The 15,792-nt window shown below is 45.5% G+C and carries 6 protein-coding genes, 3 tRNA genes and 7 rRNA genes; 10 read left to right on the forward strand and 6 right to left on the reverse strand.

Features of this window, described 5'->3' with window-relative positions:
* Positions 1-129: 129 nt before the first annotated feature.
* From SJ2017_RS01990 to rrf (SJ2017_RS02020), 7 genes are all read left to right on the forward strand, one after another.
* Positions 130-1,672: ribosomal RNA gene (locus SJ2017_RS01990) — 16S ribosomal RNA — on the forward strand.
* Positions 1,673-1,745: 73 nt separating this feature from the next.
* Positions 1,746-1,822, forward strand: a tRNA-Ile gene (locus tag SJ2017_RS01995).
* Positions 1,823-1,886: 64 nt separating this feature from the next.
* A tRNA-Ala gene (locus SJ2017_RS02000) sits at positions 1,887-1,962 on the forward strand.
* Between the two features lie 319 nt (positions 1,963-2,281).
* A 23S ribosomal RNA gene (locus tag SJ2017_RS02005) occupies positions 2,282-5,173 on the forward strand.
* A gap of 160 nt (positions 5,174-5,333) precedes the next feature.
* A 5S ribosomal RNA gene (rrf, locus tag SJ2017_RS02010) occupies positions 5,334-5,449 on the forward strand.
* 49 nt (positions 5,450-5,498) lie between these two features.
* Positions 5,499-5,574: transfer RNA gene (locus tag SJ2017_RS02015), tRNA-Thr, on the forward strand.
* Between the two features lie 18 nt (positions 5,575-5,592).
* Positions 5,593-5,708 (forward strand): 5S ribosomal RNA (gene rrf / locus SJ2017_RS02020).
* Positions 5,709-6,513: 805 nt separating this feature from the next.
* Here rrf (SJ2017_RS02020) and SJ2017_RS02030 read toward each other — a convergent pair.
* Positions 6,514-6,780, reverse strand: a complete 267-nt coding sequence (locus SJ2017_RS02030; protein WP_156003108.1) for a hypothetical protein — start codon at positions 6,778-6,780, stop codon at positions 6,514-6,516.
* 575 nt (positions 6,781-7,355) lie between these two features.
* Between SJ2017_RS02030 and SJ2017_RS02040 the strand changes: the two genes are divergently transcribed.
* The 3 genes from SJ2017_RS02040 (at position 7,356) to rrf (SJ2017_RS02050) (ending at position 12,416) form a co-directional block, all read left to right on the forward strand.
* Positions 7,356-8,900: ribosomal RNA gene (locus SJ2017_RS02040) — 16S ribosomal RNA — on the forward strand.
* 349 nt (positions 8,901-9,249) lie between these two features.
* Positions 9,250-12,141, forward strand: a 23S ribosomal RNA gene (locus SJ2017_RS02045).
* Positions 12,142-12,300: 159 nt separating this feature from the next.
* Positions 12,301-12,416 (forward strand): 5S ribosomal RNA (rrf, locus tag SJ2017_RS02050).
* The 16S, 23S and 5S rRNA genes sit together here with 3 tRNA genes alongside, the layout of an rRNA operon.
* A gap of 409 nt (positions 12,417-12,825) precedes the next feature.
* Here rrf (SJ2017_RS02050) and mutT read toward each other — a convergent pair.
* From mutT to SJ2017_RS02075, 5 genes are read right to left on the reverse strand one after another with little or no spacing between them, the layout of a single operon-like run.
* Positions 12,826-13,263: an 8-oxo-dGTP diphosphatase MutT gene (gene mutT, locus SJ2017_RS02055; RefSeq protein WP_244899755.1), complete on the reverse strand. Its 438-nt coding sequence runs from the start codon at positions 13,261-13,263 to the stop codon at positions 12,826-12,828.
* On the reverse strand, positions 13,238-13,447 hold the full coding sequence (yacG, locus tag SJ2017_RS02060; protein WP_055022953.1) for a DNA gyrase inhibitor YacG: 210 nt from the start codon (positions 13,445-13,447) through the stop codon (positions 13,238-13,240). Before yacG ends, mutT begins: the two co-directional genes overlap by 26 nt.
* A gap of 40 nt (positions 13,448-13,487) precedes the next feature.
* Positions 13,488-14,225, reverse strand: a complete 738-nt coding sequence (gene zapD / locus SJ2017_RS02065) for a cell division protein ZapD (protein WP_080914716.1) — start codon at positions 14,223-14,225, stop codon at positions 13,488-13,490.
* A 9-nt stretch (positions 14,226-14,234) separates the two neighbouring features.
* Positions 14,235-14,840 carry a dephospho-CoA kinase gene (gene coaE, locus SJ2017_RS02070; RefSeq protein ID WP_080914717.1) on the reverse strand — a complete coding sequence of 202 codons (606 nt, stop codon included), beginning with the start codon at positions 14,838-14,840 and terminating at the stop codon, positions 14,235-14,237.
* Between the two features lie 12 nt (positions 14,841-14,852).
* A complete protein-coding gene (locus tag SJ2017_RS02075; protein WP_080914718.1) occupies positions 14,853-15,782 on the reverse strand; it encodes a prepilin peptidase in 930 nt (309 codons plus the stop codon).
* Positions 15,783-15,792 lie beyond the last annotated feature (10 nt).

Consider the following 15,792-nt stretch of genomic DNA (forward strand, 5'->3'; position numbering starts at 1 on the left):
GCAATCAAAATTATTATCAATGTAACGATGAGTGTTCATAGCAATATGTAACAAACAGGATGTAGATTCTTCCGAGTCTGCATAATGTAATCAGAATTCATTGAGCCGAGACCTAGTCTCAAAAAACTTTAATTGAAGAGTTTGATCATGGCTCAGATTGAACGCTGGCGGCAGGCCTAACACATGCAAGTCGAGCGGTAACAGAAAGTAGCTTGCTACTTTGCTGACGAGCGGCGGACGGGTGAGTAATGCCTAGGGATCTGCCCAGTCGAGGGGGATAACAGTTGGAAACGACTGCTAATACCGCATACGCCCTACGGGGGAAAGGAGGGGACCTTCGGGCCTTTCGCGATTGGATGAACCTAGGTGGGATTAGCTAGTTGGTAAGGTAATGGCTTACCAAGGCGACGATCCCTAGCTGTTCTGAGAGGATGATCAGCCACACTGGGACTGAGACACGGCCCAGACTCCTACGGGAGGCAGCAGTGGGGAATATTGCACAATGGGGGAAACCCTGATGCAGCCATGCCGCGTGTGTGAAGAAGGCCTTCGGGTTGTAAAGCACTTTCAGTAGGGAGGAAAGGTAGCAGCTTAATACGTTGTTGCTGTGACGTTACCTACAGAAGAAGGACCGGCTAACTTCGTGCCAGCAGCCGCGGTAATACGAGGGGTCCAAGCGTTAATCGGAATTACTGGGCGTAAAGCGTACGCAGGCGGTTCATTAAGCCAGATGTGAAATCCCCGGGCTCAACCTGGGAATTGCATTTGGAACTGGTGAACTAGAGTCTTGTAGAGGGGGGTAGAATTTCAGGTGTAGCGGTGAAATGCGTAGAGATCTGAAGGAATACCGGTGGCGAAGGCGGCCCCCTGGACAAAGACTGACGCTCATGTACGAAAGCGTGGGGAGCAAACAGGATTAGATACCCTGGTAGTCCACGCCGTAAACGATGTCTACTCGGAGTTTGGTGCCTTGAGCACTGGGCTCCCAAGCTAACGCATTAAGTAGACCGCCTGGGGAGTACGGCCGCAAGGTTAAAACTCAAATGAATTGACGGGGGCCCGCACAAGCGGTGGAGCATGTGGTTTAATTCGATGCAACGCGAAGAACCTTACCTACTCTTGACATCCAGAGAACTTTCCAGAGATGGATTGGTGCCTTCGGGAACTCTGAGACAGGTGCTGCATGGCTGTCGTCAGCTCGTGTTGTGAAATGTTGGGTTAAGTCCCGCAACGAGCGCAACCCCTATCCTTATTTGCCAGCGCGTAATGGCGGGAACTCTAGGGAGACTGCCGGTGATAAACCGGAGGAAGGTGGGGACGACGTCAAGTCATCATGGCCCTTACGAGTAGGGCTACACACGTGCTACAATGGCGAGTACAGAGGGTTGCAAAGCCGCAAGGTCTAGCTAATCTCATAAAGCTCGTCGTAGTCCGGATTGGAGTCTGCAACTCGACTCCATGAAGTCGGAATCGCTAGTAATCGTAGATCAGAATGCTACGGTGAATACGTTCCCGGGCCTTGTACACACCGCCCGTCACACCATGGGAGTGGGCTGCACCAGAAGTAGATAGTCTAACCTTCGGGAGGACGTTTACCACGGTGTGGTTCATGACTGGGGTGAAGTCGTAACAAGGTAGCCCTAGGGGAACCTGGGGCTGGATCACCTCCTTACCTATACGACTAACTTAATGTTTGTTGAGTGTTCACACAGATTACTTGATAGAAAGTAAGAGCAAATTACGTTGGGTCTGTAGCTCAGCTGGTTAGAGCGCACCCCTGATAAGGGTGAGGTCGGTGGTTCAAGTCCACTCTGACCCACCAAAATCTTTGTTTTCTCCTAAACAAGATTTTGTATTAACGAAAGTTTGTTTGACTGCATGTAAATGGGGCTATAGCTCAGCTGGGAGAGCGCCTGCCTTGCACGCAGGAGGTCTGCGGTTCGATCCCGCATAGCTCCACCATTTACTTGCTCATGGATAGAGACGCCAAAGATAAAACGACAGTTTTATCTTTGGCTTTTTTAAGCCCGCTCTTTAACAATTTGGAAAGCTGATAGTATTTAATACGATGATGTCTGTCGTTGTATTAATTACAAATCGTATTACTGGGAAGTTAATCCCTTTTTAGTAATACATTGAGTTCTCAAAACACTTTATTAAGTGTCTTGAATATTCTAAAACTAAGGCGAATTTGTGTAGTGTTAATTCACATGCAAATTATGTAATAAACCAGCTAGTTACGGTACAACTTGGGTTTCTTTGAAACTTATTTGGGTTGTATGGTTAAGTGACTAAGCGTATACGGTGGATGCCTTGGCAGTCAGAGGCGATGAAGGACGTAGTAACTTGCGAAAAGCGTTGGCGAGCTAGTAACAAGCATTTGAGCTAACGATGTCCGAATGGGGAAACCCGGCCACATAAGTGGTCATCATACAGTGAATACATAGCTGTATGAGGCGAACTTGGGGAACTGAAACATCTAAGTACCCGAAGGAAAAGAAATCAACCGAGATTCCCCTAGTAGCGGCGAGCGAACGGGGATTAGCCCTTAAGTCTATGGGGTGTTAGTGGAATGTGTTGGAAAGCACAGCGGCACAGGGTGATAGCCCCGTACACGAAAACTAACCATAGATGAAATCGAGTAAGGCGGGACACGTGACATCCTGTTTGAATATGGGGGGACCATCCTCCAAGGCTAAATACTCCTGACTGACCGATAGTGAACCAGTACCGTGAGGGAAAGGCGAAAAGAACCCCTGTGAGGGGAGTGAAATAGAACCTGAAACCGTATACGTACAAGCAGTGGGAGCGGTTCTTGAGACCGTGACTGCGTACCTTTTGTATAATGGGTCAGCGACTTACGTTTTGTAGCGAGGTTAAGCGAATAGCGGAGCCGTAGGGAAACCGAGTGTTAACTGCGCGTTTAGTTGCAAGGCGTAGACCCGAAACCGAGTGATCTAGCCATGGGCAGGTTGAAGGTTGAGTAACATCAACTGGAGGACCGAACCGACTAATGTTGAAAAATTAGCGGATGACTTGTGGCTGGGGGTGAAAGGCCAATCAAACTCGGAGATATCTGGTTCTCCTCGAAAGCTATTTAGGTAGCGCCTCGAGCGAATACCACTGGGGGTAGAGCACTGTTAAGGCTAGGGGGTCATCCCGACTTACCAACCCTTTGCAAACTCCGAATACCAGTGAGTACTACTCGGGAGACAGACGGCGGGTGCTAACGTCCGTCGTCAAAAGGGAAACAACCCAGACCATCAGCTAAGGTCCCAAAGTTATTGCTAAGTGGGAAACGATGTGGGAAGGCTTAGACAGCTAGGATGTTGGCTTAGAAGCAGCCATCATTTAAAGAAAGCGTAATAGCTCACTAGTCGAGTCGGCCTGCGCGGAAGATTTAACGGGGCTAAGCAATACACCGAAGCTATGGGTTTGCTCTTAGGAGCAAGCGGTAGAGGAGCGTTCTGTAAGCGGTTGAAGGTGAAGGGGTAACCCACACTGGACGTATCAGAAGTGCGAATGCTGACATGAGTAACGATAATGGGGGTGAAAAACCCCCACGCCGAAAGACCAAGGGTTCCTGTCCAACGTTAATCGGGGCAGGGTGAGTCGACCCCTAAGGCGAGGCTGAAAGGCGTAGTCGATGGGAAACAGGTCAATATTCCTGTACTTTTGCTAACTGCGATGGAGAGACGGAGAAGGCTAGGCTAGCGCGGCGTTGGTTGTCCGCGTTTAAGGTTGTAGGCTGTTCACTTAGGCAAATCCGGGTGAACATTAGGCTGAGAGCTGATGACGAGTCACTAAGGTGATGAAGTAGTTGATGCCATGCTTCCAGGAAAATCTTCTAAGCTTCAGGTTAGTAGGAATCGTACCCCAAACCGACACAGGTGGTCGGGTAGAGAATACCAAGGCGCTTGAGAGAACTCGGCTGAAGGAACTAGGCAAAATGGTACCGTAACTTCGGGAGAAGGTACGCTCCTGACGGTGATGAGACTTGCTCTCTAAGCTGTTGGGAGTCGCAGATACCAGGTGGCTGCAACTGTTTATCAAAAACACAGTACTGTGCAAAATCGCAAGATGACGTATACGGTATGACGCCTGCCCGGTGCTTGAAGGTTAATTGATTGGGTTATCTTCGGAGAAGCTCATGATCGAAGCCCAAGTAAACGGCGGCCGTAACTATAACGGTCCTAAGGTAGCGAAATTCCTTGTCGGGTAAGTTCCGACCTGCACGAATGGCGTAATGATGGCCACGCTGTCTCCAGCCGAGACTCAGTGAAGTTGAAATTGCGGTGAAGATGCCGTATACCCGCGGCTAGACGGAAAGACCCCGTGAACCTTTACTATAGCTTGGCACTGAACATTGAACCTACATGTGTAGGATAGGTGGGAGACTTTGAAGCTCAATCGCTAGATGGAGTGGAGTCAATCTTGAAATACCACCCTTGTAGTTTTGATGTTCTAACCGTGGCCCCTAATCGGGGTTCGGGACAGTGCCTGGTGGGTAGTTTGACTGGGGCGGTCTCCTCCCAAAGAGTAACGGAGGAGCACGAAGGTTGGCTAAGTACGGTCGGACATCGTACGGTTAGTGCAATGGCATAAGCCAGCTTAACTGCGAGACATACACGTCGAGCAGGTACGAAAGTAGGTCATAGTGATCCGGTGGTTCTGTATGGAAGGGCCATCGCTCAACGGATAAAAGGTACTCCGGGGATAACAGGCTGATACCGCCCAAGAGTTCATATCGACGGCGGTGTTTGGCACCTCGATGTCGGCTCATCACATCCTGGGGCTGAAGTCGGTCCCAAGGGTATGGCTGTTCGCCATTTAAAGTGGTACGCGAGCTGGGTTCAGAACGTCGTGAGACAGTTCGGTCCCTATCTGCCGTGGGCGTTGGATGATTGAAGGAAGCTGCTCCTAGTACGAGAGGACCGGAGTGGACGAACCGCTGGTGTTCGGGTTGTTATGCCAATAGCATTGCCCGGTAGCTACGTTCGGAATCGATAACCGCTGAAAGCATCTAAGCGGGAAGCGAGTCCTAAGATGAGTCATCCCTAGGAATTTAATTCCTCTAAAGAGCCGTTCGAGACTAGGACGTTGATAGGCAGGGTGTGTAAGCGTTGTGAGGCGTTGAGCTAACCTGTACTAATGACTCGTGAGGCTTAACCATACAACCCAGATGAGTTTTTATCTGAGTTGATGGTAACTAGATTTATTACTTACTGTTGAAGGTAAGACTTAGTGAAGAATATAAAGCGCTTAGTAAAGTAGAAAACTCAAACGGCTTTCCGAATTTAGTTAATTGCGATAAGCGATTAACACCGAATTTGCTTGGTGACAATAGCATTGTGGTACCACCTGATCCCATCCCGAACTCAGTAGTGAAACGCAATCGCGCCGATGATAGTGTGGGGTCTCCCCATGTGAAAGTAGGTCATTGCCAAGCGCCTAATTTAAGTCTCAAATTACTGAAAAGTAATCTTGAGCAAGATCATGCTGATATGGCTCAGTCGGTAGAGCGCATCCTTGGTAAGGATGAGGTCCCCAGTTCGATTCTGGGTATCAGCACCATCTTTAAAACCAGATTTGTCTGGGGATAATAGCATTGTGGTCCCACCTGATCCCATCCCGAACTCAGTAGTGAAACGCAATCGCGCCGATGATAGTGTGGGGTCTCCCCATGTGAAAGTAGGTCATTCCCAGACACCAAATAATGATAAGCCCGCTACTACGTAGCGGGCTTTTTCGTTATAAAACATTTTTATTAACTTAGTCAGAGCAATTATCATTAGCTAAAGCATATTGGGTGTTGTTTAACAGTGTGTAATAAACCATTTCTATATGGCAGCGGTATAAGATGATTAAAAAACAATAGGCCTATGGATAAGTAGTTCTAAGCTTTTATATGACTTACTGATAGCAATTAAACGTCTAACCACAGTTTTTGAGAAGAACTAAAAAGTCATACTGTGTTTACCTGGTGGTTAGTTCCTGCTGGTTAGCAATAGAGGCTCAGTTAATTATACTTTCAATAATTACATCAGTTAAAAAATTGGTTTCTTAATAAAAGAATCCAGTCATTCATAGATTAAAGCTTGCTAATGATTAGGTATATTGTATTTTTCTATACCTTCTATACCTTCTTCTATACCTTCTATACCTTCTATACCTTCTATACCTTCTATACCTTCTATACCTTCTATACCTTCTATACCTTCTATACCTTCTATACCTTCTATACCTTCTATACCTTCTATCTTCTATACCTTCTATACCTTCTATACCTTCTATACCTTCTATACCTTCTATACCTTCTATACCTTCTATACCTTCTATACCTTATACCTTCTATACCTTCTATACCTTCTATACCTTCTATACCTTCTATACCTTCTATACCTTCTATACCTTCTATACCTTCTATACCTTCTATACCTTCTATACCTTCTATACCTTCTATACCTTCTATACCTTCTATACCTTCTATACCTTCTATACCTTCTATACCTTCTATACTTCTATACCTTCTATACCTTCTATACCTTCTATACCTTCTATACCTTCTATACCTTCTATACCTTCTATACCTTCTATACCTTCTATACCTTCTATACCTTCTATACCTTCTATACCTTCTATACCTTCTATACCTTCTATACCTTCTATACCTTCTATACCTTCTATACCTTCTATACCTTCAGATTGGAAACGGTTTATCTGTTCATGAGTGTTTAATTTGAATAGAGTTGGTCCTATTAATTGGTAAATTGATAGCAAAATTCAATATTCATCGCAGCTTAAAGAGATAATGGTAGCTCTTGGTACATCTATTCAGCTTCAGTCAATAGAGCTAATTTGCCTTCGTTTGTGTATAACTCTGGGGGTAAGTTTGGGGTATCTTGTTCTTAATTAGTGCGCTGAATTTAATTTCAATTTTTTTCAAAAAAGCCCTTGCACGGTTTCATAATCTCCCTATAATGCGCATCCACTGACACGGCAACAGGCACTAGCCAACACTGAGTCAGCTTGATTTGAAGCGGTTTTAACCACCTTAAATCAACGGCGAAAAGAAGTTTGAAAAAACACTTGACGCTGACAACGGGAAGTGTAGAATACGCATCCCTGACCAACACGGTCAACGCTCTTTAACAATCAAACAAGTAAATCTGTGTGGACACTCACAGGTGTTGAGTTAATCGAAATTGTCACTTAGGTGGCAATCAAAATTATTATCAATGTAACGATGAGTGTTCATAGCAATATGTAACAAACAGGATGTAGATTCTTCCGAGTCTGCATAATGTAATCAGAATTCATTGAGCCGAAGCATTTTCGAATGTTTCAAAAAACTTTAATTGAAGAGTTTGATCATGGCTCAGATTGAACGCTGGCGGCAGGCCTAACACATGCAAGTCGAGCGGTAACAGAAAGAAAGCTTGCTTTCTTTGCTGACGAGCGGCGGACGGGTGAGTAATGCCTAGGGATCTGCCCAGTCGAGGGGGATAACAGTTGGAAACGACTGCTAATACCGCATACGCCCTACGGGGGAAAGGAGGGGACCTTCGGGCCTTTCGCGATTGGATGAACCTAGGTGGGATTAGCTAGTTGGTAAGGTAATGGCTTACCAAGGCGACGATCCCTAGCTGTTCTGAGAGGATGATCAGCCACACTGGGACTGAGACACGGCCCAGACTCCTACGGGAGGCAGCAGTGGGGAATATTGCACAATGGGGGAAACCCTGATGCAGCCATGCCGCGTGTGTGAAGAAGGCCTTCGGGTTGTAAAGCACTTTCAGTAGGGAGGAAAGGTAGCAGCTTAATACGTTGTTGCTGTGACGTTACCTACAGAAGAAGGACCGGCTAACTTCGTGCCAGCAGCCGCGGTAATACGAGGGGTCCAAGCGTTAATCGGAATTACTGGGCGTAAAGCGTACGCAGGCGGTTCATTAAGCCAGATGTGAAATCCCCGGGCTCAACCTGGGAATTGCATTTGGAACTGGTGAACTAGAGTCTTGTAGAGGGGGGTAGAATTTCAGGTGTAGCGGTGAAATGCGTAGAGATCTGAAGGAATACCGGTGGCGAAGGCGGCCCCCTGGACAAAGACTGACGCTCATGTACGAAAGCGTGGGGAGCAAACAGGATTAGATACCCTGGTAGTCCACGCCGTAAACGATGTCTACTCGGAGTTTGGTGCCTTGAGCACTGGGCTCCCAAGCTAACGCATTAAGTAGACCGCCTGGGGAGTACGGCCGCAAGGTTAAAACTCAAATGAATTGACGGGGGCCCGCACAAGCGGTGGAGCATGTGGTTTAATTCGATGCAACGCGAAGAACCTTACCTACTCTTGACATCCAGAGAACTTTCCAGAGATGGATTGGTGCCTTCGGGAACTCTGAGACAGGTGCTGCATGGCTGTCGTCAGCTCGTGTTGTGAAATGTTGGGTTAAGTCCCGCAACGAGCGCAACCCCTATCCTTATTTGCCAGCGCGTAATGGCGGGAACTCTAGGGAGACTGCCGGTGATAAACCGGAGGAAGGTGGGGACGACGTCAAGTCATCATGGCCCTTACGAGTAGGGCTACACACGTGCTACAATGGCGAGTACAGAGGGTTGCAAAGCCGCAAGGTCTAGCTAATCTCATAAAGCTCGTCGTAGTCCGGATTGGAGTCTGCAACTCGACTCCATGAAGTCGGAATCGCTAGTAATCGTAGATCAGAATGCTACGGTGAATACGTTCCCGGGCCTTGTACACACCGCCCGTCACACCATGGGAGTGGGCTGCACCAGAAGTAGATAGTCTAACCTTCGGGAGGACGTTTACCACGGTGTGGTTCATGACTGGGGTGAAGTCGTAACAAGGTAGCCCTAGGGGAACCTGGGGCTGGATCACCTCCTTACCTATACGACTAACTTGATGTTTGTTGAGTGTTCACACAGATTGCTTGTTACTCCTTTATGGAGTTGAGCGAAATGCGCCGCCAGCCGGTTAGCATTGTTCTTTAACAATTTGGAAAGCTGATAGTATTTAATACGATGATGTCTGTCGTTGTATTAATTACAAATCGTATTACTGGGAAGTTAATCCCTTTTTAGTAATACATTGAGTTCTCAAAACACTTTATTAAGTGTCTTGAATATTCTAAAACTAAGGCGAATTTGTGTAGTGTTAATTCACATGCAAATTATGTAATAAACCAGCTAGTTACGGTACAACTTGAGTTTTTTTGAAACTTATTTGGGTTGTATGGTTAAGTGACTAAGCGTATACGGTGGATGCCTTGGCAGTCAGAGGCGATGAAGGACGTAGTAACTTGCGAAAAGCGTTGGCGAGCTAGTAACAAGCATTTGAGCTAACGATGTCCGAATGGGGAAACCCGGCCACATAAGTGGTCATCATACAGTGAATACATAGCTGTATGAGGCGAACTCGGGGAACTGAAACATCTAAGTACCCGAAGGAAAAGAAATCAACCGAGATTCCCCTAGTAGCGGCGAGCGAACGGGGATTAGCCCTTAAGTCTATGGGGTGTTAGTGGAATGTGTTGGAAAGCACAGCGGCACAGGGTGATAGCCCCGTACACGAAAACTAACCATAGATGAAATCGAGTAAGGCGGGACACGTGACATCCTGTTTGAATATGGGGGGACCATCCTCCAAGGCTAAATACTCCTGACTGACCGATAGTGAACCAGTACCGTGAGGGAAAGGCGAAAAGAACCCCTGTGAGGGGAGTGAAATAGAACCTGAAACCGTATACGTACAAGCAGTGGGAGCGGTTCTTGAGACCGTGACTGCGTACCTTTTGTATAATGGGTCAGCGACTTACGTTTTGTAGCGAGGTTAAGCGAATAGCGGAGCCGTAGGGAAACCGAGTGTTAACTGCGCGTTTAGTTGCAAGGCGTAGACCCGAAACCGAGTGATCTAGCCATGGGCAGGTTGAAGGTTGAGTAACATCAACTGGAGGACCGAACCGACTAATGTTGAAAAATTAGCGGATGACTTGTGGCTGGGGGTGAAAGGCCAATCAAACTCGGAGATATCTGGTTCTCCTCGAAAGCTATTTAGGTAGCGCCTCGAGCGAATACCACTGGGGGTAGAGCACTGTTAAGGCTAGGGGGTCATCCCGACTTACCAACCCTTTGCAAACTCCGAATACCAGTGAGTACTACTCGGGAGACAGACGGCGGGTGCTAACGTCCGTCGTCAAAAGGGAAACAACCCAGACCATCAGCTAAGGTCCCAAAGTTATTGCTAAGTGGGAAACGATGTGGGAAGGCTTAGACAGCTAGGATGTTGGCTTAGAAGCAGCCATCATTTAAAGAAAGCGTAATAGCTCACTAGTCGAGTCGGCCTGCGCGGAAGATTTAACGGGGCTAAGCAATACACCGAAGCTATGGGTTTGCTCTTAGGAGCAAGCGGTAGAGGAGCGTTCTGTAAGCGGTTGAAGGTGAAGGGGTAACCCACACTGGACGTATCAGAAGTGCGAATGCTGACATGAGTAACGATAATGGGGGTGAAAAACCCCCACGCCGAAAGACCAAGGGTTCCTGTCCAACGTTAATCGGGGCAGGGTGAGTCGACCCCTAAGGCGAGGCTGAAAGGCGTAGTCGATGGGAAACAGGTCAATATTCCTGTACTTTTGCTAACTGCGATGGAGAGACGGAGAAGGCTAGGCTAGCGCGGCGTTGGTTGTCCGCGTTTAAGGTTGTAGGCTGTTCACTTAGGCAAATCCGGGTGAACATTAGGCTGAGAGCTGATGACGAGTCACTAAGGTGATGAAGTAGTTGATGCCATGCTTCCAGGAAAATCTTCTAAGCTTCAGGTTAGTAGGAATCGTACCCCAAACCGACACAGGTGGTCGGGTAGAGAATACCAAGGCGCTTGAGAGAACTCGGCTGAAGGAACTAGGCAAAATGGTACCGTAACTTCGGGAGAAGGTACGCTCCTGACGGTGATGAGACTTGCTCTCTAAGCTGTTGGGAGTCGCAGATACCAGGTGGCTGCAACTGTTTATCAAAAACACAGTACTGTGCAAAATCGCAAGATGACGTATACGGTATGACGCCTGCCCGGTGCTTGAAGGTTAATTGATTGGGTTATCTTCGGAGAAGCTCATGATCGAAGCCCAAGTAAACGGCGGCCGTAACTATAACGGTCCTAAGGTAGCGAAATTCCTTGTCGGGTAAGTTCCGACCTGCACGAATGGCGTAATGATGGCCACGCTGTCTCCAGCCGAGACTCAGTGAAGTTGAAATTGCGGTGAAGATGCCGTATACCCGCGGCTAGACGGAAAGACCCCGTGAACCTTTACTATAGCTTGGCACTGAACATTGAACCTACATGTGTAGGATAGGTGGGAGACTTTGAAGCTCAATCGCTAGATGGAGTGGAGTCAATCTTGAAATACCACCCTTGTAGTTTTGATGTTCTAACCGTGGCCCCTAATCGGGGTTCGGGACAGTGCCTGGTGGGTAGTTTGACTGGGGCGGTCTCCTCCCAAAGAGTAACGGAGGAGCACGAAGGTTGGCTAAGTACGGTCGGACATCGTACGGTTAGTGCAATGGCATAAGCCAGCTTAACTGCGAGACATACACGTCGAGCAGGTACGAAAGTAGGTCATAGTGATCCGGTGGTTCTGTATGGAAGGGCCATCGCTCAACGGATAAAAGGTACTCCGGGGATAACAGGCTGATACCGCCCAAGAGTTCATATCGACGGCGGTGTTTGGCACCTCGATGTCGGCTCATCACATCCTGGGGCTGAAGTCGGTCCCAAGGGTATGGCTGTTCGCCATTTAAAGTGGTACGCGAGCTGGGTTCAGAACGTCGTGAGACAGTTCGGTCCCTATCTGCCGTGGGCGTTGGATGATTGAAGGAAGCTGCTCCTAGTACGAGAGGACCGGAGTGGACGAACCGCTGGTGTTCGGGTTGTTATGCCAATAGCATTGCCCGGTAGCTACGTTCGGAATCGATAACCGCTGAAAGCATCTAAGCGGGAAGCGAGTCCTAAGATGAGTCATCCCTAGGAATTTAATTCCTCTAAAGAGCCGTTCGAGACTAGGACGTTGATAGGCAGGGTGTGTAAGCGTTGTGAGGCGTTGAGCTAACCTGTACTAATGACTCGTGAGGCTTAACCATACAACCCAGATGAGTTTTATCTGAGTTGATGGTAACTAGATTTATTACTTACTGTTAAAGGTAAGACTTAGTGAAGAATATAAAGCACTTAATAAAGTAGAAAGCTCAAACAGCTTTCCGAATTTAGTTAATTGCGATAAGCGATTAACACCGAATTTGCTTGGTGACAATAGCATTGTGGTACCACCTGATCCCATCCCGAACTCAGTAGTGAAACGCAATCGCGCCGATGATAGTGTGGGGTCTCCCCATGTGAAAGTAGGTCATCGCCAAGCGCCTAATTTCTCTTTTTAAGAGAGCAGATAGCCCGTTACTCACGTAACGGGCTTTTTTGTGTCTGTAATTTAAGAATACATCCTTGGAAACAAAGCTAAAGCTCAAGTTTAGACACGTCAACAGCTGATAGTGTGATTGATATGCCCATGAAAAAGTAGGTCATTGCCAAGCGCCTAATTTCTCTTTTAAGAGAGCAGATAGCCCGTTACTCACGTAACGGGCCTTTGGAGTTTAATTCTTAAGTATCAAGAGTGGCATTACAGATAGTGTAAGTGTGCAAGCATGTCATTACCATGTGTATTGTTACTAGCAGTAAAAAGCTGTAGTACTAGTTATGGCAATGCGGTTGGTTACGCTGAAATATGTAAACTAAATTAAGCTAATATAATCAGCACCAGCCTGTGTGGTTTATATCATTTCGTTCATTAGTTTCTTTATGATGGGTATATTGGCTTCTGGAAATTCATATTGTGACAAGGCTGAGACCTCTACCCATTTGATTTCTTGATTTTCAAGGCCTTCTCCGATCCCATCAAAGTCTTTGACTAAATGTATATCCAGTAGTACATGTTTATCAGGGTAATTATGTGCTATCTCCAAAAATGAAATCGAAGTATAAACATCGAGGTTTACTTCTTCTTTAAGCTCTCTAATTAGCGCTTGTGTGACCGTCTCATTGTTTTCCACCTTACCACCAGGAAATTCCCATTTACCACCTTGATGGAGGTGTGAGTGACGCTTTGCTAATAATATTTTTTGTTCATCATTAATGATAACGCCAACGGCTACATGAACTCTTTTCATTATTACTTCCGGTAGGTTAATGCTTGAAGAAGTCACCTTCATCGAATCCTTCTGTATCTAATGTTTCGTGATCAAACTCTGGCTTTACTGGAATAGCATGTTTTTCACTAGCCCAATCTCCTAAATCAATCATTTTACAGCGTTCACTACAAAATGGCTTAAATTTAGATTCACTGTTCCATTGAACATTTTCTTGGCAAATTGGGCATTTAACTGAAATTGGCATAATTCATCTCTCTAACTAATACAGTGAGATCCTAAAGAATTTATTGGCAAGTAGCTAGTTTGAATTTAATTTGTTTATCGGTATGCTTTTGAGAATCAAAATTAACAAAGTGAATGGCAAACCGGCTTTTATGACCGCTGATGGTAGGGTAACAACCTTGAGATTGTGATAATTTTACTCTAATAAGAGACAAGGTTTGGGGACTGGTTCCTTGATAGAAGCCTTGTTCTGCCTCTGAGGTTCTAAATTCAGCAGTACTGCGAGTTAGCTCTAGCAATAATGTAATAGGTTTCAAAATAGGTTCAAAATTTGCTATCCATGCTTTCAAATCTTTTTGTCTTTCATTCCAAGGCTTTGAAAGCCAAAAATGCAGTTGAGGTAAATCAAAATTACAACATGCTCCAGGCATACCAAAACGCTGCTTTAAAGCGGATATAAACCTATCTTGCTTTAACTTACAGCCGATACGGTCGTTACTTTGCAGCGGAGCTTTTGCTTCTTGAAGTTGGTCAATTATTGATTGTATTTGTTGTTTATCAACATGAGGTAAAGCATGCCATTTTGTTAATACAATTAGCTGCTTATCGATGTCTTTAAGAATATCAGAACGGTAATCACAACGATCTGTTAGTTCAGCAAGCGAAAAAAGAGGGTAGAAACAGTGGTGCTGCTGGTCATCATTGACATGATTGTTAAGCTGATCTGCTAAATATTCGAGTCTTAGGTAACTACGCGTTTTTTCATTTAATGGTTGCTCATAAATCAGATCGTTATTCATTGTTATTATCTATGCTGAAGATGCTTGGGCTAAATATCTCAAATGTAATAACTGAACAGTGTCTCGTAATGCCTCGGGAGATTGAGTATTCTCAATAACGTTATCTGCTTTAGAAAGTCTCGTATTTCGGTCTATTTGGCTGGCTATAATACGTTCAACTTGAGCTGATTCAACCCCGTCTCGTTTTGCTGTTCTGGCTATTTGTTCATGTGCTGGAATATCCACCACTAAAGTCGTATTGACTAAACTATCTAACCCATTCTCAAATAGCAAGGGAACAATCATAATTACATAGGCTGATTTAGCATTTTCTACCGCTAGAAGCATTGCGTTGCGGATCATTGGGTGTAGTAGGTTATTTAACCAAAGCCGTTCTTCCTCATTATCAAATACAATTTCTCTTAACGCTGCTCGATCGAGCTCTCCTGAAGGCTGCAATAGTTTTTGGCCGTGACGAAGAACGATTTTTTTGAGTCCATCGCTTCCTTTTTCAACGACTTTCCTTGCGATAATATCCGCATCTACAAGTTCAATTCCTAATTCAGCAAATTGATTTGCAACTGTGGTTTTACCTGAGCCTATTCCACCTGTAAGTCCGACGATATATTTAGACATATTGCGCTCTAATTAATATAAGGTTCCAAGGTACCAATTGATAATATCTTGTCCCCAGACTAATGCAATCCAGCCTGCTACCGCTATGTATGGGCCAAATGGAATCGGGTTTTCTCTCGATAAATTTTTCAATAACATCATCGTAATACCGACAATGGCTCCTACTAACGAAGATAGGAGGATGATAAGCGGTAAAAATTGCCAGCCTAACCAAGCACCAAACACGGCTAACAATTTGAAATCGCCATAACCCATGCCTTCTTTGCCTGTAACTAGCTTGAACAACCAAAACACAGACCAAAGGCTTAAATAACCAGCAGCTGCACCTACAATGGCATCAGTAGGGCTTGCATAGATACCTTTAAGATTAATAAGCAAGCCAAGCCACAATAAAGGTAAGGTTAACTGATCCGGTAATAGCATTTCATCTAGGTCAATACCTGTTAATGCTATCAGTATAAACGTCAGTATTGATGCAAATAGAAACTGCCAGGTAGGTCCAAAGTGCCAAGCAAGCACCGCAACTAAAATGCCTGTTATTAATTCAAATAGAGGGTATCTAGCGCTAATTGCTGCTTTACAATTAGCGCATTTACCTTTTAGTAAAATCCAACCTAAGATAGGTAAATTATGCCAAGGTTTGATATTACTTTTGCATTTCGGGCAGGCTGAGCCAGGTACAACTAAGTTATATTTTAGGGGGTATTTGTCTATTGGCTTATTTAAACGTTTTTCACCGACTTCTTTGACGATGTCTGGGTGGTATTCTGATAAATAAAAGTTACATTCACTTTGCCATTCACGTTTCATCATCACTGGAAAGCGGTGGATGACGACGTTTAAAGAGCTGCCAATAGTGGCAGCGAAGATAAAGCTAATTGTCATAAAGAGCCAAGGTGATTGGCTCATTGATGTTATGAAGCTAGATACAAATTCATTCATGACTTTTCTT

It is taken from the genome of Shewanella japonica (assembly GCF_002075795.1).
Classification (GTDB): domain Bacteria; phylum Pseudomonadota; class Gammaproteobacteria; order Enterobacterales; family Shewanellaceae; genus Shewanella; species Shewanella japonica.

What these genes read in the sequence shown, in the direction of transcription:
- coaE (WP_080914717.1), bottom strand. Translation starts at nt 14,840, where the DNA reads ATGTCTAAATATATCGTCGGACTTACAGGTGGAATAGGCTCAGGTAAA.
- SJ2017_RS02075 (WP_080914718.1), bottom strand. Translation starts at nt 15,782, where the DNA reads ATGAATGAATTTGTATCTAGCTTCATAACATCAATGAGCCAATCACCT.
- zapD (WP_080914716.1), bottom strand. Translation starts at nt 14,225, where the DNA reads ATGAATAACGATCTGATTTATGAGCAACCATTAAATGAAAAAACGCGT.
- mutT (WP_244899755.1), bottom strand. Translation starts at nt 13,263, where the DNA reads ATGAAGGTGACTTCTTCAAGCATTAACCTACCGGAAGTAATAATGAAA.
- yacG (WP_055022953.1), bottom strand. Translation starts at nt 13,447, where the DNA reads ATGCCAATTTCAGTTAAATGCCCAATTTGCCAAGAAAATGTTCAATGG.